This window comes from Shewanella denitrificans OS217 (assembly GCF_000013765.1).
Classification (GTDB): domain Bacteria; phylum Pseudomonadota; class Gammaproteobacteria; order Enterobacterales; family Shewanellaceae; genus Shewanella; species Shewanella denitrificans.
Window position 1 is genome coordinate 2,538,911 of record NC_007954.1, and the last position, 16,409, is coordinate 2,555,319.

Below are 16,409 nucleotides of genomic sequence, written 5' to 3' on the forward strand. Positions count from 1 at the left end.
TTTTAATTTTAGGTACACCTAGGCTTTAATTTGTTGCCCTTTAGGTGTGAAATGGCGAACCATTTTTCCATCGCCACGGATAATAGCAAAATTTGCCTGAGGATTGTGTCAAAAAGATGAATAAATGTGAGCCAAATGTGTATTTAAAGTACAGTTGCAAAGCTCAGCTGTTCTCATTACAAAACAATGCAGCCACGCCTAAATGTGGGCTAACAAATACTTTTTTATTAACATGCTATTAGCTAGGCTTGACGTGAGTATAATCACCCTAGATTACTATAATAAAAATTCTCTCTTAAATAATAAAAAACTCGGCATCGGCCGAGTTTTAATCCCTAAAATGAACCTTCAAGAAGCCATTAGCCAAGTCTCGCCTGCAACCACTGGCCAATTTCAGTTAATTGATTCGGTAATACACTATGGGGCATAGAGTAAGTCTTCCATTGGGTTTGATAACCGGCATTAAGCAATGCATCATGAGCCATCTTGCCTGCAAATAAAGGCACGACATCATCTTGCTCGCCGTGATGCTGTAAAATTGGTGTGACTTTATTGGCTTCACTGAGAGCATCTGGTAACTTGTCACCGCCAGGTAAGTAGCAAGAAAGCGCCATAATACCTGCCAGTTTTTGCTCAAACCTAAGTCCGCTAAATAAACTCATTACCCCGCCTTGGCTAAAACCTGCCAACACGATTTTTTCGGCCGCTATGCCTTGGTCTATTTGTTCTTGGATAAGAGATTTAATGGCGATATCTGATGCTAACACGCCGGCTAAGTCTGCTCTATCGTGTAAATCCATGGATTTTATGTCATACCAGGCGCGCATCTGATAACCACCATTAATGGTCACTGCTTGCTCTGGCGCATGGGGGAAGACAAAGCGAATACGGTGATCAGCGGGTAAACCTAATACGGGCACCACAGGCGCAAAGCCCGCACCAGAATCACCTAAGCCATGAAGCCAAATAACACAAGCATTTGCCGGTAAGCTAGGTTCTACCGTGATACGCTCAAGTTTGCTTGAAAATTGATTCGCTTTATCTGTATTTATAGAAGGTTGCATAGGGATGACATTCCTTTAAACATTATTGCTGCTATCTTAACAAATATGAAGTACAGATTAGGTTAAATATATTCTGCACTCAATCCTGTGAGTTCGAGTAACTCAGCAAATTGCTCCTCTGAGTCTAACTTGATGCTCCATTTGACCACCCCAGCATCGGCCACTAACAATAAGTTTGGCCGTAAAAATCTCACTTCATCCAGCATGGCTTGCAGTACGATAGCATTGTGTTTAAGGCGGCATTGGATTTCATAGGGGCTAACAACAAACTGTCCCTGAGAAAAGGCTACTGACATAGGAATAATCACTTTTAAAATGGATGAATGACCGCTTAACGGTTGAACGAATGTTGTTTACTCATCGCTTACTCTGCGCAGAGCTTGAATAAAAAATCCCAAAGGAATATCGCCTTTGGGATTTAGACATCAGTGTAGATAAACACCATTAATTAATGGTGGTGACCACCGACGCCATGAGCGTGTCCATGGGCAATTTCTTCATCTGTGGCATCGCGGCTAGCAACCACTTCTAAATCGAAGGTTAATTCACGGCCAGCAAGTGGGTGGTTAACATCCACTGTCGCCATGAACTTGCCAACTTTAATAATGGTCACTTGGCGTTGGCCTTCATCAGTTTGCACAACCGCCGCCATGCCCGCTTTCCACACTTTAGCACCGGCCAAATGCTTTACTGATACGCGTTGCTCCGCGCCTTCGATACGCTCGCCATAAGTCTCAGAGGCAGGCAGAGTCACAGTGAACTTTTCACCAACATTTTTACCCGTGATCGCATTCTCAACACCCGGCATCATATTGCCGTGGCCATGAAGATAAGCAATAGGATCGCGACCTTCATTTGACTCTAACACTTCGCCTTTTTCATCGCGCAAAGTGTAATTAAATTGCACCACCATATCGTCTTTAATGCTCATGGTATTTTCCTTCGATTACGTTATCATTTTAAAAAATTGGCCGCAGCTTAACAAATGCTTCATAGGCCTGCTAGATTTTTCCCATAAAAGGGTTAACTTTGGGGCAAACCTAAAGCATTAAAGGTACTTTGCCCTGGGTAACCATCGGCGATAAGACCCTTACTGCGCTGAAACGCTTGTAATCCTGCCATTGAATTTCGTCCAAGCACCCCATCAGGTTCACCCACATCAAAGCCAAGTTGGTTCAGTTTTTCTTGTAATGCTTTAATCACGCTTCGGTTAAACCTAGCTTGGTTAGGGGCACTGACTTTAAGCTCATTGGCACCATTTATCCTGTCGGCGAGATGTCCCACAGAAATGGCATAAAATTCTGAGCGATTCCAACGCATGATCACATCAAAATTATGGTAACCCAAGAAGGCAGGCCCGCTATGACCCGCGGGTAGGTAAAGTGCAGCTTGCATATCAGCCACGTTCAAAGGTGCATTATTCACCTGACGAATATTAAGGCTTGCCCACTTCTCAAGGGCTAACACATCTTTACTGCCTAGGTACTCATAGGAATAATTTGTGGGTAAGATAACTTCCCTGCCCCAGCGCTCATTTTCTTTCCAACCCAAGCTATGTAGAAAGTTTGCCGCCGATGTTAGCCCATCAGCAACACTATTCCACAGGTCAACTTTACCGTCACCATCACCGTCGACAGCATGATTGGCATAGGTGGTGGGCATAAATTGCGTATGCCCCATAGCGCCAGCCCAAGAGCCCACCATATCACGGCTATTAAACTGATATTTTTCTTGTAATTTGAGTGCTTGCATCAACTCTGCGGTAAAGTACTCGGCTCGTCTCGGATTACAGGCCAAGGTGGCAAGGGAATCCAATACCGGCATGCTGCCTTTATAGCTGCCAAAGTTGGTCTCCAGCCCCCAAAAAGCCATGATGTACTGCCCTGGCACGCCATATTTTTGAGTTAACTGGTTAAGTAACTCACGATGAATAGCAAAATATTTACGCCCTTGTTCCACTCTCCATGGGGTGACGCGTTTTTCGAAGTAATCAGCAAAACTTGTGCTAAATTCCGGCTGTTGCCCATCCAGAGCAATGACTTTATCAACAAATTTAACCTTGGCTAAGCTTGATTCTATTATGTGCTCAGACACCCCCCGCTGACGGGCGGTATCTTGCAGTTTATTCACACACAGAGAAAACTCATCATTGGCCGCCAAAGTGCTGCTAGAACCAAGCAGACTCGCCATGACACCCAGACTCAATAAGACAGAAAAACGCTTATTAAAAACACCTTGTAAACTCGCCATTTCGTTACTACTTTTGATAACCAGTCCAAAGTCAGTATCCTGACTGATAGTGCAAAAGGAAACAAGCCTGTCCACAGTCAAAAGCATGAGTTTCGTACCAAAAAAATCTCAAATGAATAAAAACCTTGGACTTATTCTGGCATACCGTATAATAAAAAAATCCCAGCTTATAAGATGAGAACGAACATGACAGAACAAAATCCAGCATTAACAAGCTTTATTGAAAATGTGAAGCAACATCAGGTCCTTTGGGGTCTTCAAGATGAAACTGGTGAAGGTTGGGTCGTCTGTGATTCAGCAGAATACGAAGAAACCGATGTAATGCCATTGTGGTCCAGTGAAACAGTTGCAGAAAGTCATTGCACCGAAGAATGGGCAGATTATAAAACCGTCACTATTACCTTGGCAGAATTTTTGGAGTATTGGGTTAGCGACTTAAATGATGATGGTGTATTGATCGGTATCGATTGGCAGAGCGATGAAGATTGTCTTGAAATTGATCCTATCGTACTAGCGAAAGAATTAGTCGACGTAGAAAAAGAATAACGCTCTGATTGTCGTGTTATTTAGTCGCTGGGTCGTGATTTAATGAGCTGCCCAGTGGCTAATCTCAATAACTTGTTATATGCCCTCACGTCATTATTTCCTATCAGCCATACCACCATCCAGTTAAGAATTCATGCCAAATCTTATTGATATCCCGTTCGACAAACGTCATCTGTGCTGGTTTTGTGAAGAACCTTGCAACCTTAGTGTGGATTATTATCGGCAATCCCATTGCCCCCATCCTTCACTGACACTCCCCGCCTGCAAAGAGTGTGCAACACTCGCTAAGAACAACACCTTGACGTCAATTTGGGAATGCCGCGTAGCAGTCAAAGACGGCTTGATGCAAACCTATCAAAAAGATCTCGCCATCGGCATCAATTGGACTGAAGAAGAATTAGCCGAGTCAGAGTTTGAATGCATGGTGTTTGCAGGCTTTAAAAAAAGTGCGTGGTTTATGTATCAAGTCGCAAGAGACAGAGTGAATGCCAAAGGCTGGCCGTTAAGCCTTGAGGGTATACTGCTGGATCAGGCCAGTGACGGTCCGAGCCAAACCCAATTTGAATTTGATGGTCTAACTTATCCTTCGTTGCTCCACGCCATCAGGCACTATAGTCAAGTGATGATGCTGGACAAGGCATTTTTACAAGAGATTGTTAGTCTATTAGGGCGGGATAAATTTTCCCAAGCCATTAAGATTGCTCGGCTCAATGTCGGTATAACCCAAGGGAAACAAAAGCAAATTATTGCAGAGCTAAAGAGTGAACAGCCCAGAGACTAATCCATTCACGCTAACGCCTTAGCCATTAACCCAGAATTTGACGTAACCGAGTCTGCACCACGCCGACCAATAAATCAGGTTGGAATTTAGAGATGAATTGATCGCAGCCGACTTTCTCCACCATGGCATGATTAAAGCTGCCACTCAATGAAGTATTAAGGGTAATGTAAAGTGCCGCCATTCTTGGATCCGCCCTCACCTCCGCAGTCAGCTTATAGCCGTCCATCTCAGGCATTTCTGCGTCAGTTATCATCATCAGCAATTCTTGAGTGACATCTTTACCTTGATCGCTCCAGGACTTAAGTAAATTAAGCGCCTGCAAACCATCTGATGCTTCGATAATTTCTATCCCTAGTTGCCCCAGTGTTTCTCGTACCTGACGCCTTGCCGTTGAAGAGTCATCAACAATGAGAATTTTACGCCCTGGCATCTCAGGCGCCAGCGTCTCATCCAATACGCCATCAGAAAGACGAATATCATAGTTAATGATTTCAGCTAATACTTTTTCCACATCAATAATGGAAACCAATTGGGATTGCCCCTGTTCTTCCAGTCGAGTAATTGCAGTGAGGTAATTGTGAGAGCCCGCGGTTTTGGGTGGCGGCATAATGTCGCCCCAGGTCATGTTGACTATGTGCTCAACTTTTCCCACCAGGAAGCCTTGGATGCTGCGGTTATACTCAGTAATGATTAAATTAGAATCTTCTGTGATGGGCATTTGGCTAAATCCTATGGCGCCACGAAGATTAATCACAGGTATTGAGTGACCACGAATATTAGCCACTCCTGCAACATTGGGATTACTGCCAGGCATAGCACTGAGACGAGGAAGTTTAACCACTTCTTTGACTTTAAATACGTTAATAGCGAAGAGCTGGGTCGAATTAATCCTAAAGAGTAGAAGCTCTAGGCGGTTTTCACCCACTAGATTCGTTCGTTGATCGACAGTGTCCAGCACTTTTTTCATAACTTGGCGTCTCTTTTAAGCTTAAGCATCTATTTAATAACTAAATTATAAGGGCAAAAATACTAAATTTTGTAATTTAGTTCTCTTTTTTTTCAAATAGCTGATATTTTTATTAAAAAGTTATTATTTCATCACTTTACCTATAACAGATCGAAACTCCCGAATTCAACTCCGAAGTGCAACACAAGCTGTTCTATATCGTTTTTAAAAGAAATAATAAAAAATATCACATTTCACTTGCCATCAGAGTCAAAGTATCGCATTATGCATGAAGATTTATGAAACCTTGTCATTTCTGTTTACCCTCCTGTTAGTCTCAACTAGATACAGTAAACCCCAATACAAGTTCGCCATACGCTGTTTATAGCTTTAAAATTAAGTTATTACACTTTTTTTTGCTGCTATTCATCGTGAGTCTCAAATTGTTGAATCTTAATTCATTAAAAGATAACTCAACATTTGTTGTACTAATGCCTGCTTTTGTCATCAAGCTGTCATTTTTTACTGTTGTTATAGCATTATCAATTTCCTTGGTTTGGCCAATAAAGGTCACTTCTTAATGGGAATTGAACCAAGATTAAGCGACTTAGCATACAAGGTTGCTGGTAGGTGCAAAGAAATGTTATACAACAAGACTTGCTTAAACTATGAGTTATGAGCTAGATTAAATCACTGAAATGTAAATCTTTCGCAACACTACCAACTGCTAAGGATCCATATTGTTAAAATTTTCTCACCTAAGGGTGAATACGTAAACTTAAGGAGTGTGGCATATGTCATACAATATAAACGGACATGAAATCACTGTTAACTTCCCTGTTAATTCTATTTCGTCAAACAAAAACTCAATTGCCTTTAGCGACAGCCAAGGCAAGTATATGCAAACATTTTCAAAGCGCATTGAAGCACTTAATTTTATGAAATGGTTGTTATCTACAAATAAATAATCCGTTAACGCGACCGCGTTACTCAATTGCTCTGTTACTGCATAAACTCAGCTTCTCGGTATTCCCACTCACATTTACCGAATGTTTATGAGAACAGAGCAAATTGAATTAGCTCAATCAAGCCCATCCTCGCACTACGCTCATCAGTAACAACACTCAAGTCACCAATCCAAATACTGGCTGTTTATATCTGCCCTAACTGCAAACTGCATTTTAAACTTTATTCGGTTTGGCGGCCTAATGGTTAACCAAGTGGATATTTACGCTGATAACGCCCAAGCATACTTGGATTACCTAACACGCCACCTTGATGCAGATAGAGTATGGTGTCTTTATGGCTGTATCTATGTTGCAGCGCCGCTTCCAGCACCAAAAAACCTATGGGATCGTACAAGAGCTCAAACTCAATACCTGTCTGACACACTTTCTGCCACATTTGGTAGCATTCAAGGTAAAGCTTGCCAAAGTGATACTTTTTTCCTGTATTTAAGATAGTAGGGTAATGACTCAGCTGCGGGCATAATTGCTTAAATTGGGCCAACAAATATTCATCTCCTCCCACACAACTGCAAGTATGAACCTCGATAAAAGGCTTGTGTTGGCTCGACGCCCATTGATTAAAAAACGCTTGCAAGTACACCGCTGTCGTCCCCGTTCCTGAAGGGAAAAACACCACTAAATGCTCAATCTCCTGTGCTTTTGCCCATTGTAGTATCTCCTCCCCCAATAGCTCTATGCCCTCTCTAGCGTATTCGCAGCGCCCCCCTTCGGGAATATAGAGTTCATTGTCTTTGCCAGTGGCTTCCAGTCGCTGCATAACGCTTTCAAGTTTGGGCATAACTTGAGTCTGTGAGTCCCTTGGGACAGCCAAAGGTGCTAACCCCATCGACGCGTGAGCGCCAAACTCACTACAAGCCACTTCTTGGCTAACAAGTTTATCTAACGCGATAATATTTGCGCCGCTATCTAGGGCGGCTAAGTAGTTGCCTTGGGGCTGCTTTAGTAAATAATCACTGATGTGGCTGACATAATAATCAAACTTCCAGCCCTTTAATTTGGCCAGCACAGCAAGGGAATAGAGTGAATTGGCTTGCGCCGAACCATAACCGACAAGCTTAGTGATATGGGCAAACTCGTGGGTTAAGAAATACTGAAATTTACGCGCCTTATTTCCACTAAATTGCGGATGGATAAGATCATCTCGTTTTATATAAAGGCTGCGGCCTGCAAATGGTATTTTCTGGACTTGAGTGGGTGCAAACATAAACAGCCTTAATAATTCTTCTGTGGTTATTTTAACGATTTTTTCTGTAAAAGACTCACTAATTAAGCCTCGATTCGATAGCCCTGTAGAAAAGGAAATCATACCTCAATAAAATCAACAACTTAAAATGTGGCACGAATTTCGCTTATATTCATTAAAATACAAAAAACGTTTATTCATATTTTTCTGCTAAGGCCTTTAACTTTACACGAAAGCTAAGCAGCCTAATGAATGCTAAAACCAAGGTGTTATAAGAGACAACATCTAGGTTATTACAAAATAATGAGGGATATTATGTCAGCGCTACGACTTATTTTTAACATTGCATGGTTTGTTCTTGGCGGCTTTTTGATGGGCTTAGCCTGGTGGCTCGCGGGGATATTGTGTTTTATCAGTATTATCGGTATTCCCTTTGGACGCGCCTGTTTCGTGATTGGTGAGCTGGCCTTTTGGCCCTTCGGTCAAGAGCAAGTGAATCGCAGACATCTCACAGGGGTAGAAGATTTAGGCACTGGAGCCTTAGGTTTGATCGGCAATGTGGTATGGTTATTATTCTTTGGAATTTGGCTGGCAATGGGTCACCTTGTTCATGCTTTTGCCTGCTTTATTACCATCATAGGCATCCCGTTTGCGATACAACACCTTAAGCTTGCCCTGTTAAGTTTAACCCCAATTGGACAAACCATAGTTGCTCGGGATTAATCAAACACCTGAGTAAAATGGCGCTGGGTGTATTGTTTAAACAAGGACTCGATATCCACTCTTTCGAGTCCTTGGTTTAAGGTCTCACGCCAGAAAATGCCTTCAGGGCTGTTATTAAAGGCCACAAATAACCATTTGTTAGCAAGTAACTTGTCATTGGCCTTAAGATTGCTTTTAAGCTTTACCGCACGGGTTTGGTGCAACAGATACTTAAACACCAAAAGGTCAATAACAGCGCCATCAATACGTTTAACGGCCACTTTACGTAAGTTTTGAATATCTGAAGTCACACTCTCCGCTTTTTGGCTTCCATCACTAATCATATTGTCTAATTGCTCGGTATTGATATAGCCATCAACCACCCCAAGAGAATAACGATTAAGATCTTGTACCTGCTGCCAGAGTAACGGTTTATCTTTATGTTCAATTAACCCAAGCGGACTGATGCCGATAGCTTCAGAAAAAAGATACTCTTGGGTATCGTATTCATATTCAGGAAAATAACCGTGGTAGTTATTGCCTTTTTTTTTCGCTAACCTTACGGCTCTGTTCCAAGGGTAGAAGTCCACCTCTAACTCATGACCCATCTTGGCCAGTGCTTCACGAACAATAAAAATACTGGCTCCTTGTTCCGGCAAACTTTCACCGGAAAATGGCGGCCATTCTAAGGACGTGAGTGCTAAGGTTTTTGCATTTACTGAGTTATCCATTACCGACAGCAATCCAAATAATGCGAACAGCAACACCTTTCTCAAATTGTAAATGCTCACCATTGATGGAAAACTCCTTCGTGATATAGTTGCCGACAGACTATGTGTAATATTGAGTATAGAACAAAGGATCATACGTGAATTATTGGCTAATGAAATCTGAGCCCGATGAATGTTGTATTGATGACATAAAAGACAGCACAGATCAATGTATCCCTTGGCAAGGTATTAGAAATTACCAAGCCAGAAATTATATCCGGGATAATATTCAAGTGGGCGAACAGGTGTTTTTCTACCATTCGAGCTGCAAAGAACCAGGGATAGTGGGTATTGTAGAGGTGGTCAGTGATGCCAGTGCCGATGTCAGTGCCTTTGATAACACCTCACCCTATTTCGATGCTAAATCCAGTCCAGAAAAACCTAGATGGTATTCGATAGATTTAAAATTTGGTCGTAAATTTCCCAAGGTTATCAGACTCAAACAATTGAAAGCCGATCCAGCGCTTGCTGAAATGGTGCTGGTGGCAAAAGGCGCGCGCTTAAGCGTACAACCTGTGACAGTTCAAGAGTGGCAACATATTAGTAAACTTGCGGGCGAATAACCAAGCACAAACCACTTGCCATTAGCACTAAGCATTAACATCGACCACTAACAGCAAGCATTAACTACATAAGCCACAGTGTTAAGACTGCTGCCGAACACCCATAAAAAAGCCCTGCACATCTGTGTCAGGGCTTTTTATTAAACTCGAGCATTGCACCAGATTAATTAAAAACTATTAGTTAAGTGCTGTTAGTTAAGTGCTGTTAGTTAAGGCATTTTACTTAAGTGCTTTTACTTACGTGCTTTTATTCAAGCAACATTAGTTAAGCACTGATTCAAAGGTAAGGAAGATTTGCCCGCTCACTGAATCTGCGTCGGCATGGTTTGCCGTCTTAGTTTCATATTCTGCCATTAATAAATAACGGCCAGCCTCTTTTAAATTAAATGTAATCAAGCCCTTGCTGTCACTGGTGAGTTTAAGGCTGTCTGGGTTATTGCGATAGCGCACGCCTTCACGGATAATTTCAACCTTAACGCCAGCTTGAGCTTTGCCGTTAAACACAAATGTAAACTCAGCAGCCTCTCCTTGAGCAATATCAGAAGGGTGCGTTACCGGCACAAGCTCAAGGCCTGAGTTTGTTAAAGGGAAGTTTTGCGTCGGTGAATTCAAGCTGATGTAGCTTAAAATGCTGGCATAGGACGCCATGGTTTCAACCTCAGTCGCTCCTTTAGGTAACAAAGCCGCGCGCTGAGTTTTATTTACCCCTCTAAGCCACTGTTTTTTCTGCTCGCCTTTTGGCAAAAAGCTCGTCCAGTAGGAGGCTTCGCCGCCCATTTTAAGCTGATAGGTACCACTGTCTTCTAAATGAATATCCACAACGCTTTTACGGTGACCACGGTAACTTGAACTTGGGAACACATCAGTGCCATCGGGTGCAGTGATGGTTAAGCGCTCGGCCCCCATAGGCTTGTCCACATTAAACACTTCATTAGATGCAGTCACATCCACCATCACCCACTCGCCTTTATCATTAGACAAGGTGAAGTGACTGGGTAAAATCCAACGATTATGGGCACTGGCCTCAGTACAGATAAATAGCGCAATTGCGGCAAGGGTAATAGACTTAAATTTCATGATTATTCCTTTATATAGAAGTGTGATTGAGCCATTTCTGGGTTTGAAGCTAAGGTAAAACTGTGTTCCTTGCCATCAAGTTCAAAGTCTTGCTTGGTAATTGCGCGACCGCCATTTTCCCGCACCACTTCAATGTGCAGCACATAATGCCCTGGTGCTAACGGCTGTTGTTTATCGTTTAACGCCTTGATCTTGAGTTGATATTGCCCTGCAGCGCGGGTCGCTGAAGTCATCGCATCAACAAGGGCTTGATCTTTACGGCCCACTTTTCGCCACCAGCGGCGAATGTCTTTTAACCATTTAGCCCCTTCACGCCACAGGGCGATAGTGCGCACGCTTTGACCTTTGCTGTCTTCTATCCACACCGCCACATAGGGGTTATGGTACTCGCCGCTTTGCACGGGTAAATTAAGGGATAGCTTAAGCTCGGCGGCCTGCTCACTGGCATTCGCATTGCTGCTCATAAGCCCCACTAAACACAATAAAAAAGCGATGTTCTTCATATCATCCTCTGTAGATTTCAATCATAAATATTCATTAGTTCCATTTCGTTCAACCCATGGTTAAACCCAAAGCACATAACCCAGCAATAGCAACAAACTGGTGATGAGGCTTAGCCCCATGGTACGGTTAACCCGCCGTTGAGATAGCGCTAAGATAAACCCTGTAATAGTGAAAAAAATCATCATTACTGCGCTCACATCGATAATAAAACGCCAAAAGCCGCCACTATTACGGCCTTTATGTAAATCATTGAATAACGCCCAATAGCCGTAATCGGTTGATTCTTTATAGGCTTGCCCTGTTTGCAAGTCTATGGTGATACTCAAATGGCTTCCCGGCCCCTTGTCTGTGATAAACAGCTCTTCTTCATCTCGTTCAATTGCAAGGCGATGACCCTTTAACTGGCCCTGCTCAAATAAATAATCAATCAACTTCCCCTGTGCCTTAGGCGCGAGTAATTCAGGCTTTAAGGCAAAATCACCCTCGACCACCTCACCTTGATGTGAGGCGAACCATTCAGGATGGTTTAAGGTGATACCCGTGATGGAAAAGAAAATCATCAAGGTCAATAACGCCATAGACACATAAACGTGCAACTGACGGGAAAGGGCCAGCAAGGACTTATTGATGCGCATTTATGCGCTGCCCTGACGGACAAGTCGCTGCAAAATTTGAATATTTTCAAATAAGCTCGGCTCTTGTGGTGCGAAATCAGCAGCCTGTTGCAACAACTCAAGGGCTTTGGGGTAACGGCCAAGGGCCATCATCAGATCAGCATGCTCAGTCAACGCCTGCAATTTAACCTCATCCAGTGCCCCCGCTCGCAGCAGCAACATTTGCGCTTGATGGCTCTGTTGTTGCGAGCGTTTAACCGCCGCTAAAGCCAATAAGGCTTTGCCGTTAACCCCATTGAAACTCAAGGCTTGTTCAAATGAGCGAGCAGCCAAAGCAATACTGCCCTGTTGCTGAGCGAGTAAACCTTTTAAATACGCCAGTTGGCTTTGAACCCCATGGGGAGAGTTTTTCGGTAATGACATTTTTTTGAGCAGCGCCTTGGCGGCATCAAACTCTTGGTTGGCAATTAAATACTCGCAGGCTTCAAACACCAATGGTGCATTCGTTTGAGTTTGCCAAATCCTGGCATAAAGCGTGCGGGCTCTGTTGATGCTGCCATGCTGCAACTGCAACTGAGCGGTTAAGGCAAGGTTGTCGGCATTGCTTTCACCTAGCCTAATGGCGGCTTCTAAACTGGCAATCCCTTGACTAAATTGATCTTTTTTCAGTAATGCATTAGCGCGGTGCAGCCATAATCCTTTATCATTTGGCGTGGCGTTAAGCATCTGCTCCAATAAACTCAGCGCCGCATCGTGATGCCCCGCCATGTTATAAGCATAAAGCAGTGCCTGATTAAGCTGAGCGTCATCGGGGTTAAAAAGCTTTGCCTGCTGATAGGCCACCACAGCGCTGTGAAAATGCTCACTCTGGATATAGCCATAGCCAAGAAAACTGTATATTTGAGGGTCGTTGACCCCAAGCTGCAGCGCCTTAGCGAAGTTTTTCGTGGCGGCTATGGGATTATCTGACTGCAATTGTACCAATCCAAGCCCATGGTAAGCTTTACCAAAATTGGTCTGTAACTTAATGGCATGAGTAAAATAGTCAGCCCCAAGGCTTAGCTGTTGCTGCTGCAGGGCTAATTGGCCAATCAAGTAGGCCATTGCGGCACTCATGTCCGCTTTGGGGCGCTGTTTAAGTGTTGCAAGTAAATCGGCGTATTGCGCGTTATTAAGTTTGTCACTGATAAGCTTTTGCTGGCTTTGCTCAGCCTCATTTAAACTTGGCATGGCACTTAAGTCAGTGGCGCTTATTTGCTGTAGCAGCAATTTTGGCTCATCGAATTTGATAACCAACTGCGCGGCGAGGCTCTGATTGACTAAAACCTGGCTTATTAGCAAACTGAGTAAGATAAAATATTTCATCATATTGGGTCACATTCTTCTGTTAAGGCGATGGTTGCGTACTCTTGTTCTGTCATGATTTTTGGCCATAATTTTGAGTCATTATTTGAGTCATAATTTTGGGCCATGGCATCAGTTTTTTAACATCAGCGGCCAGATAAACTCAGCTTGAACCGGTTTACCTTGGCGCTTAGGCGCACTAAATCTTGCTCTGGCGATTAATTGCTTGAGCCCATAATTAAGCTTGGGGTAAGGATTGTCTTTAATGGCTTTAAGGTGCACCTTGCCGCTAATATCAATCACCACATGCAGCTTAACTAAGATTTCTCTCACCCCGTCACGTTTCATCTCAGAGGTAAATTCAATCCTCACTGGCGTCAGTAACCTTGGCTGACCGTCGAGCTCATTGATGGCAAAACCGTTAAGTTCTATAGACAACTGCTCGCTATCAAACTCTGGCACCCTAGGTTCAATGTTAGGGGTACTTAATGCCGGTTTTTGCAGCTTAAGTTTGATGGGGGAAAGCGTGAGACTGGGGCCCTCGCCTTGCAGGCTTAAATCCAGTTGCAACGTCGGCTTTGCCATAGCGCGGCTCACGCTGGCAGGCGGTTTGGGCGGCGGCAATGTTGCCACCACTTCAAGGGGCCTGACCATAAATTGCTCTGGGGCTGTCAACGGCGCGCGGTTATTGGCGATTAACACCAGCATTAACCCGCCCACCACCAGCAATGAGAATAGATACATTCTTAGCCTCATCATCAAGGCTGATTTGATGCCTAACCCACTCATGGTAGAACCGTCGCCAAATTAATGCTGCTGGCACCAGCAAGCTTGGCTTGATCCATCACGCTCACCAGTTGTTTCGTGGGTACATTTTCATCCACTTGCAATATTACCGGCATATGCTTTTTCGCCAGTAATTGCATGATGACGGGCTTAACGCCTTGCACGCCAATGTCTTGGCCGGCATACATCACAGCGCCGGCTTCAGTTATCGCAATCAAAATACTCTGCTTCTCAAGTTGTGCTGCGCTTAACGCCTGAGGTTTTTTCACCTCAACCCCAGTTTCTTTAACAAAGACTGTGGTCACAATGAAAAATATCAATAAGATAAACACCACATCAAGCAAAGGTGACAGGTCAATTTGATGCACTTGACTCTTTATTCTGTGCTGTAAACTAGGCTGCATTTTTGCTCCCAGCGTGGCGTTTAGTATCGCGACTTTGCTTAGTCGTTTGGCTGCTGTTGTGGTTAACAAAATCGTCTAGTTCTGAACCTTGCTCAGGGATACCCTGACTGACCGAGCCGCAGCCCTGTGCACTTTCAAAGGTCGGCGCAAGCGTTAACTCTTGTTCTTGTTCCTGCAGTTTCCACAAAATAACCATGGCGGGAATGCTCATGAGTAACCCAGCTTGTGTGGTCAACATCGCTTTACCTATGCCATCGCTGATACTGACCCCAGGGTTGTGTCCAAGGGCTGAAAAGGTATCGAGCAAGCCAATAATGGTGCCTAATAAACCCAGTAAAGGCAGTGAAGAAATTAACACCTGTAAAGGGGTTAACCAGCTGGTTACCCACTGAGAGTTTATCTGGTGATAACGGCAATAGATGGCTTCAAATAGCAGCCCATAGCAAACCAGTGCCAGTAGCATTATGGTCCACATCACCACCCCGCCAGTGACAAGCTCAGGGGCTAAATTAAATTCAGGCAACATGGACCGCCTCTTTGCTGTGACTCGTGATGATAGGCTCGTTATCTCCAACTATTGAATGGTGAGACAAGGCCACTGCATAAGATTCAAGCCCTGCCATAAAGTGATGACAACGGCGCGACATCAGCGCATGAGCGATAAGCGCAGGAATAGCCACAATAAGCCCAAGCTCTGTGGTCACTAAAGACTCTGAAATCCCTCCGGACACAGCATTAGCATCCCCCGCGCCAAAGAGGGTCATCAGCTTAAAGGTTTGGATCATCCCGCTCACAGTGCCAAGCAATCCGAGTAAAGGGGCCACCGATGCCGTAACCGCAATCGCCGTTAAGCCGCGCTCGATTTCTCGCTTAGTCTGAATAAGGCTATCCAATAGCAAATCATCCCTTTGCTGGCGCGCCTCAATCTGTGGGTATTGCTTAGCAATATCTGCTAGTGCCTGTTGATACTGCCCAAGGGCGGCCCTCTTAAGGCCAGCGCCTGCTAATTGCGATAACGGCTCGCCTTTTTGTGAGAACGGCTGAACTTTTTGCGATAACGGCTGAACTTTCTCGAGTCTAAATAAGGTCACCGCTTTCACTAGGGCGATAATCAGCGCTAATAAAGCAAAGCCCATAATAGGGATAACCCAAATGCCGCCCTTGCCTAAATGCTCCGCGAACGACTCTTGATGTTGCGCCAACACTAAACTGCGATTATTACTGGGGTCAATCGCCAGTACGCCTTGATGGTCCGTTTTCACAGCGCTAAGTTGTGCCAGCTGCGCCTCATCAAAACTTAATGCCAGCTGCCACTGCTGCTCGACTTGAGTCAGCAATCCGCCCTTCTCGTCATCATCACTGATAAACCAATGCATAGGGCCAAGGCTTAGCATGGCGCCTGAGATAAGCTCGCCACTGCTTAAGGCGATATCTTGCTTTATAAATTCGCTTGGTTTGGCAAAACCTGCCAAATAAGCACTGAGCTGCTGGGGCGTTTCTATGGCTTTTGCTGATGAAATGCCGCTTAATAAATGCTTAAGGTAGTCTTGCTGCTGCTTCCACGATTGCAATCGCTGCGCTAAGGTTGCCAAACTCATGCTCTGCTCATCTTGGCCGCGCGTAATGCTGGCCGCTTTGGTGCTGAGGGTTTTAAGCTTTCGTTCTTGCTCGGCGAGTTGTTGCAATAAGCCCTGACGCTCAGTGGTCATGGCCCTTAACTGACGCTGATAAGCCTGATTTGACTGCTTGATTTCAGTTAATATTTCTGACTCAACGCTTGCCAGTGTCGCGCTATTAACGGCGCCTAAATAAAGGCTAGCTAGCAGCACTAATCCTTTAAGTATTGA

The 16,409-nt window shown here is 44.2% G+C and carries 20 protein-coding genes; 5 read left to right on the forward strand and 15 right to left on the reverse strand.

Annotation, left to right across the window (positions count from 1 at the left end):
• Positions 1-359 precede the first annotated feature (359 nt).
• From SDEN_RS11135 to SDEN_RS11150, 4 genes are all read right to left on the reverse strand, one after another.
• A complete protein-coding gene (locus tag SDEN_RS11135; RefSeq protein ID WP_011496575.1) occupies positions 360-1,064 on the reverse strand; it encodes an alpha/beta hydrolase in 705 nt (234 codons plus the stop codon).
• Positions 1,065-1,126: 62 nt separating this feature from the next.
• Positions 1,127-1,360 (reverse strand): DUF3389 domain-containing protein, encoded by a 234-nt coding sequence (locus SDEN_RS11140; protein ID WP_011496576.1) that lies wholly within the window; start codon positions 1,358-1,360, stop codon positions 1,127-1,129.
• Positions 1,361-1,512: 152 nt separating this feature from the next.
• On the reverse strand, positions 1,513-1,995 hold the full coding sequence (locus SDEN_RS11145) for an FKBP-type peptidyl-prolyl cis-trans isomerase (protein WP_011496577.1): 483 nt from the start codon (positions 1,993-1,995) through the stop codon (positions 1,513-1,515).
• Between the two features lie 92 nt (positions 1,996-2,087).
• Positions 2,088-3,254: a lytic murein transglycosylase gene (locus tag SDEN_RS11150; RefSeq protein ID WP_041406265.1), complete on the reverse strand. Its 1,167-nt coding sequence runs from the start codon at positions 3,252-3,254 to the stop codon at positions 2,088-2,090.
• Positions 3,255-3,500: 246 nt separating this feature from the next.
• On the opposite strand from SDEN_RS11150, the gene SDEN_RS11155 reads away from it, so the two are divergent.
• Positions 3,501-3,860 (forward strand): DUF2750 domain-containing protein, encoded by a 360-nt coding sequence (locus tag SDEN_RS11155; RefSeq protein WP_041405776.1) that lies wholly within the window; start codon positions 3,501-3,503, stop codon positions 3,858-3,860.
• 133 nt (positions 3,861-3,993) lie between these two features.
• Positions 3,994-4,641: a hypothetical protein gene (locus SDEN_RS11160; protein ID WP_011496580.1), complete on the forward strand. Its 648-nt coding sequence runs from the start codon at positions 3,994-3,996 to the stop codon at positions 4,639-4,641.
• A gap of 25 nt (positions 4,642-4,666) precedes the next feature.
• Here the strand turns inward: SDEN_RS11160 and SDEN_RS11165 are convergent, their stop codons facing one another.
• Positions 4,667-5,608: a chemotaxis protein CheV gene (locus SDEN_RS11165; protein WP_011496581.1), complete on the reverse strand. Its 942-nt coding sequence runs from the start codon at positions 5,606-5,608 to the stop codon at positions 4,667-4,669.
• A gap of 773 nt (positions 5,609-6,381) precedes the next feature.
• Between SDEN_RS11165 and SDEN_RS20365 the strand changes: the two genes are divergently transcribed.
• Positions 6,382-6,555, forward strand: a complete 174-nt coding sequence (locus SDEN_RS20365; RefSeq protein WP_086022108.1) for a hypothetical protein — start codon at positions 6,382-6,384, stop codon at positions 6,553-6,555.
• A 244-nt stretch (positions 6,556-6,799) separates the two neighbouring features.
• On the opposite strand, the gene SDEN_RS11175 is transcribed toward SDEN_RS20365, so the two are convergent.
• Positions 6,800-7,819: a 1-aminocyclopropane-1-carboxylate deaminase gene (locus SDEN_RS11175; RefSeq protein WP_011496583.1), complete on the reverse strand. Its 1,020-nt coding sequence runs from the start codon at positions 7,817-7,819 to the stop codon at positions 6,800-6,802.
• Between the two features lie 294 nt (positions 7,820-8,113).
• Here SDEN_RS11175 and SDEN_RS11180 point away from each other — a divergent pair, with 294 nt between their 5' ends.
• Positions 8,114-8,521 (forward strand): YccF domain-containing protein, encoded by a 408-nt coding sequence (locus SDEN_RS11180; RefSeq protein ID WP_011496584.1) that lies wholly within the window; start codon positions 8,114-8,116, stop codon positions 8,519-8,521.
• Here SDEN_RS11180 and SDEN_RS11185 read toward each other — a convergent pair.
• Positions 8,518-9,231 (reverse strand): substrate-binding periplasmic protein, encoded by a 714-nt coding sequence (locus tag SDEN_RS11185; protein WP_157599853.1) that lies wholly within the window; start codon positions 9,229-9,231, stop codon positions 8,518-8,520. The two genes, SDEN_RS11180 and SDEN_RS11185, sit on opposite strands and share 4 nt — an antisense overlap.
• A gap of 137 nt (positions 9,232-9,368) precedes the next feature.
• Here SDEN_RS11185 and SDEN_RS11190 point away from each other — a divergent pair, with 137 nt between their 5' ends.
• Positions 9,369-9,833, forward strand: coding sequence for an EVE domain-containing protein (locus SDEN_RS11190; protein ID WP_041405778.1), 465 nt, complete (start codon positions 9,369-9,371; stop codon positions 9,831-9,833).
• A 261-nt stretch (positions 9,834-10,094) separates the two neighbouring features.
• On the opposite strand, the gene SDEN_RS11195 is transcribed toward SDEN_RS11190, so the two are convergent.
• The 8 genes from SDEN_RS11195 to SDEN_RS19845 form a co-directional block, all read right to left on the reverse strand.
• Positions 10,095-10,910, reverse strand: coding sequence for a DUF4198 domain-containing protein (locus SDEN_RS11195; RefSeq protein WP_011496587.1), 816 nt, complete (start codon positions 10,908-10,910; stop codon positions 10,095-10,097).
• Positions 10,911-10,912: 2 nt separating this feature from the next.
• Entirely contained in the window at positions 10,913-11,413 is a 501-nt protein-coding gene (locus SDEN_RS11200) for a DUF2271 domain-containing protein (protein ID WP_011496588.1), read from the reverse strand.
• 60 nt (positions 11,414-11,473) lie between these two features.
• Positions 11,474-12,049, reverse strand: a complete 576-nt coding sequence (locus SDEN_RS11205; RefSeq protein WP_011496589.1) for a PepSY-associated TM helix domain-containing protein — start codon at positions 12,047-12,049, stop codon at positions 11,474-11,476.
• Entirely contained in the window at positions 12,050-13,396 is a 1,347-nt protein-coding gene (locus tag SDEN_RS11210) for a tetratricopeptide repeat protein (protein WP_011496590.1), read from the reverse strand.
• A 108-nt stretch (positions 13,397-13,504) separates the two neighbouring features.
• Entirely contained in the window at positions 13,505-14,116 is a 612-nt protein-coding gene (locus tag SDEN_RS19835; protein ID WP_011496591.1) for a hypothetical protein, read from the reverse strand.
• Between the two features lie 41 nt (positions 14,117-14,157).
• Positions 14,158-14,562 (reverse strand): ExbD/TolR family protein, encoded by a 405-nt coding sequence (locus SDEN_RS11220; RefSeq protein WP_011496592.1) that lies wholly within the window; start codon positions 14,560-14,562, stop codon positions 14,158-14,160.
• The gene (locus SDEN_RS19840; protein WP_011496593.1) at positions 14,552-15,088 is read right to left on the reverse strand and encodes a MotA/TolQ/ExbB proton channel family protein; all 537 of its coding nucleotides are present in this window, start codon (positions 15,086-15,088) and stop codon (positions 14,552-14,554) included. Before SDEN_RS19840 ends, SDEN_RS11220 begins: the two co-directional genes overlap by 11 nt.
• Positions 15,078-16,391: a MotA/TolQ/ExbB proton channel family protein gene (locus SDEN_RS19845; RefSeq protein WP_198134594.1), complete on the reverse strand. Its 1,314-nt coding sequence runs from the start codon at positions 16,389-16,391 to the stop codon at positions 15,078-15,080. The genes SDEN_RS19840 and SDEN_RS19845 overlap by 11 nt, the downstream gene beginning before the upstream one ends.
• Between the last annotated feature and the right edge of the window lie 18 nt (positions 16,392-16,409).

What these genes read in the sequence shown, in the direction of transcription:
- SDEN_RS11180 (WP_011496584.1), top strand. Translation starts at nt 8,114, where the DNA reads ATGTCAGCGCTACGACTTATTTTTAACATTGCATGGTTTGTTCTTGGC.
- SDEN_RS11185 (WP_157599853.1), bottom strand. Translation starts at nt 9,231, where the DNA reads ATGGATAACTCAGTAAATGCAAAAACCTTAGCACTCACGTCCTTAGAA.
- SDEN_RS19835 (WP_011496591.1), bottom strand. Translation starts at nt 14,116, where the DNA reads ATGTATCTATTCTCATTGCTGGTGGTGGGCGGGTTAATGCTGGTGTTA.
- SDEN_RS11155 (WP_041405776.1), top strand. Translation starts at nt 3,501, where the DNA reads ATGACAGAACAAAATCCAGCATTAACAAGCTTTATTGAAAATGTGAAG.
- SDEN_RS11220 (WP_011496592.1), bottom strand. Translation starts at nt 14,562, where the DNA reads ATGCAGCCTAGTTTACAGCACAGAATAAAGAGTCAAGTGCATCAAATT.
- SDEN_RS11165 (WP_011496581.1), bottom strand. Translation starts at nt 5,608, where the DNA reads ATGAAAAAAGTGCTGGACACTGTCGATCAACGAACGAATCTAGTGGGT.
- SDEN_RS20365 (WP_086022108.1), top strand. Translation starts at nt 6,382, where the DNA reads ATGTCATACAATATAAACGGACATGAAATCACTGTTAACTTCCCTGTT.
- SDEN_RS11150 (WP_041406265.1), bottom strand. Translation starts at nt 3,254, where the DNA reads ATGGCGAGTCTGCTTGGTTCTAGCAGCACTTTGGCGGCCAATGATGAG.
- SDEN_RS19840 (WP_011496593.1), bottom strand. Translation starts at nt 15,088, where the DNA reads ATGTTGCCTGAATTTAATTTAGCCCCTGAGCTTGTCACTGGCGGGGTG.
- SDEN_RS11160 (WP_011496580.1), top strand. Translation starts at nt 3,994, where the DNA reads ATGCCAAATCTTATTGATATCCCGTTCGACAAACGTCATCTGTGCTGG.
- SDEN_RS11135 (WP_011496575.1), bottom strand. Translation starts at nt 1,064, where the DNA reads ATGCAACCTTCTATAAATACAGATAAAGCGAATCAATTTTCAAGCAAA.
- SDEN_RS11175 (WP_011496583.1), bottom strand. Translation starts at nt 7,819, where the DNA reads ATGTTTGCACCCACTCAAGTCCAGAAAATACCATTTGCAGGCCGCAGC.
- SDEN_RS11140 (WP_011496576.1), bottom strand. Translation starts at nt 1,360, where the DNA reads ATGTCAGTAGCCTTTTCTCAGGGACAGTTTGTTGTTAGCCCCTATGAA.
- SDEN_RS11195 (WP_011496587.1), bottom strand. Translation starts at nt 10,910, where the DNA reads ATGAAATTTAAGTCTATTACCCTTGCCGCAATTGCGCTATTTATCTGT.
- SDEN_RS11205 (WP_011496589.1), bottom strand. Translation starts at nt 12,049, where the DNA reads ATGCGCATCAATAAGTCCTTGCTGGCCCTTTCCCGTCAGTTGCACGTT.
- SDEN_RS11210 (WP_011496590.1), bottom strand. Translation starts at nt 13,396, where the DNA reads ATGATGAAATATTTTATCTTACTCAGTTTGCTAATAAGCCAGGTTTTA.
- SDEN_RS11200 (WP_011496588.1), bottom strand. Translation starts at nt 11,413, where the DNA reads ATGAAGAACATCGCTTTTTTATTGTGTTTAGTGGGGCTTATGAGCAGC.
- SDEN_RS11145 (WP_011496577.1), bottom strand. Translation starts at nt 1,995, where the DNA reads ATGAGCATTAAAGACGATATGGTGGTGCAATTTAATTACACTTTGCGC.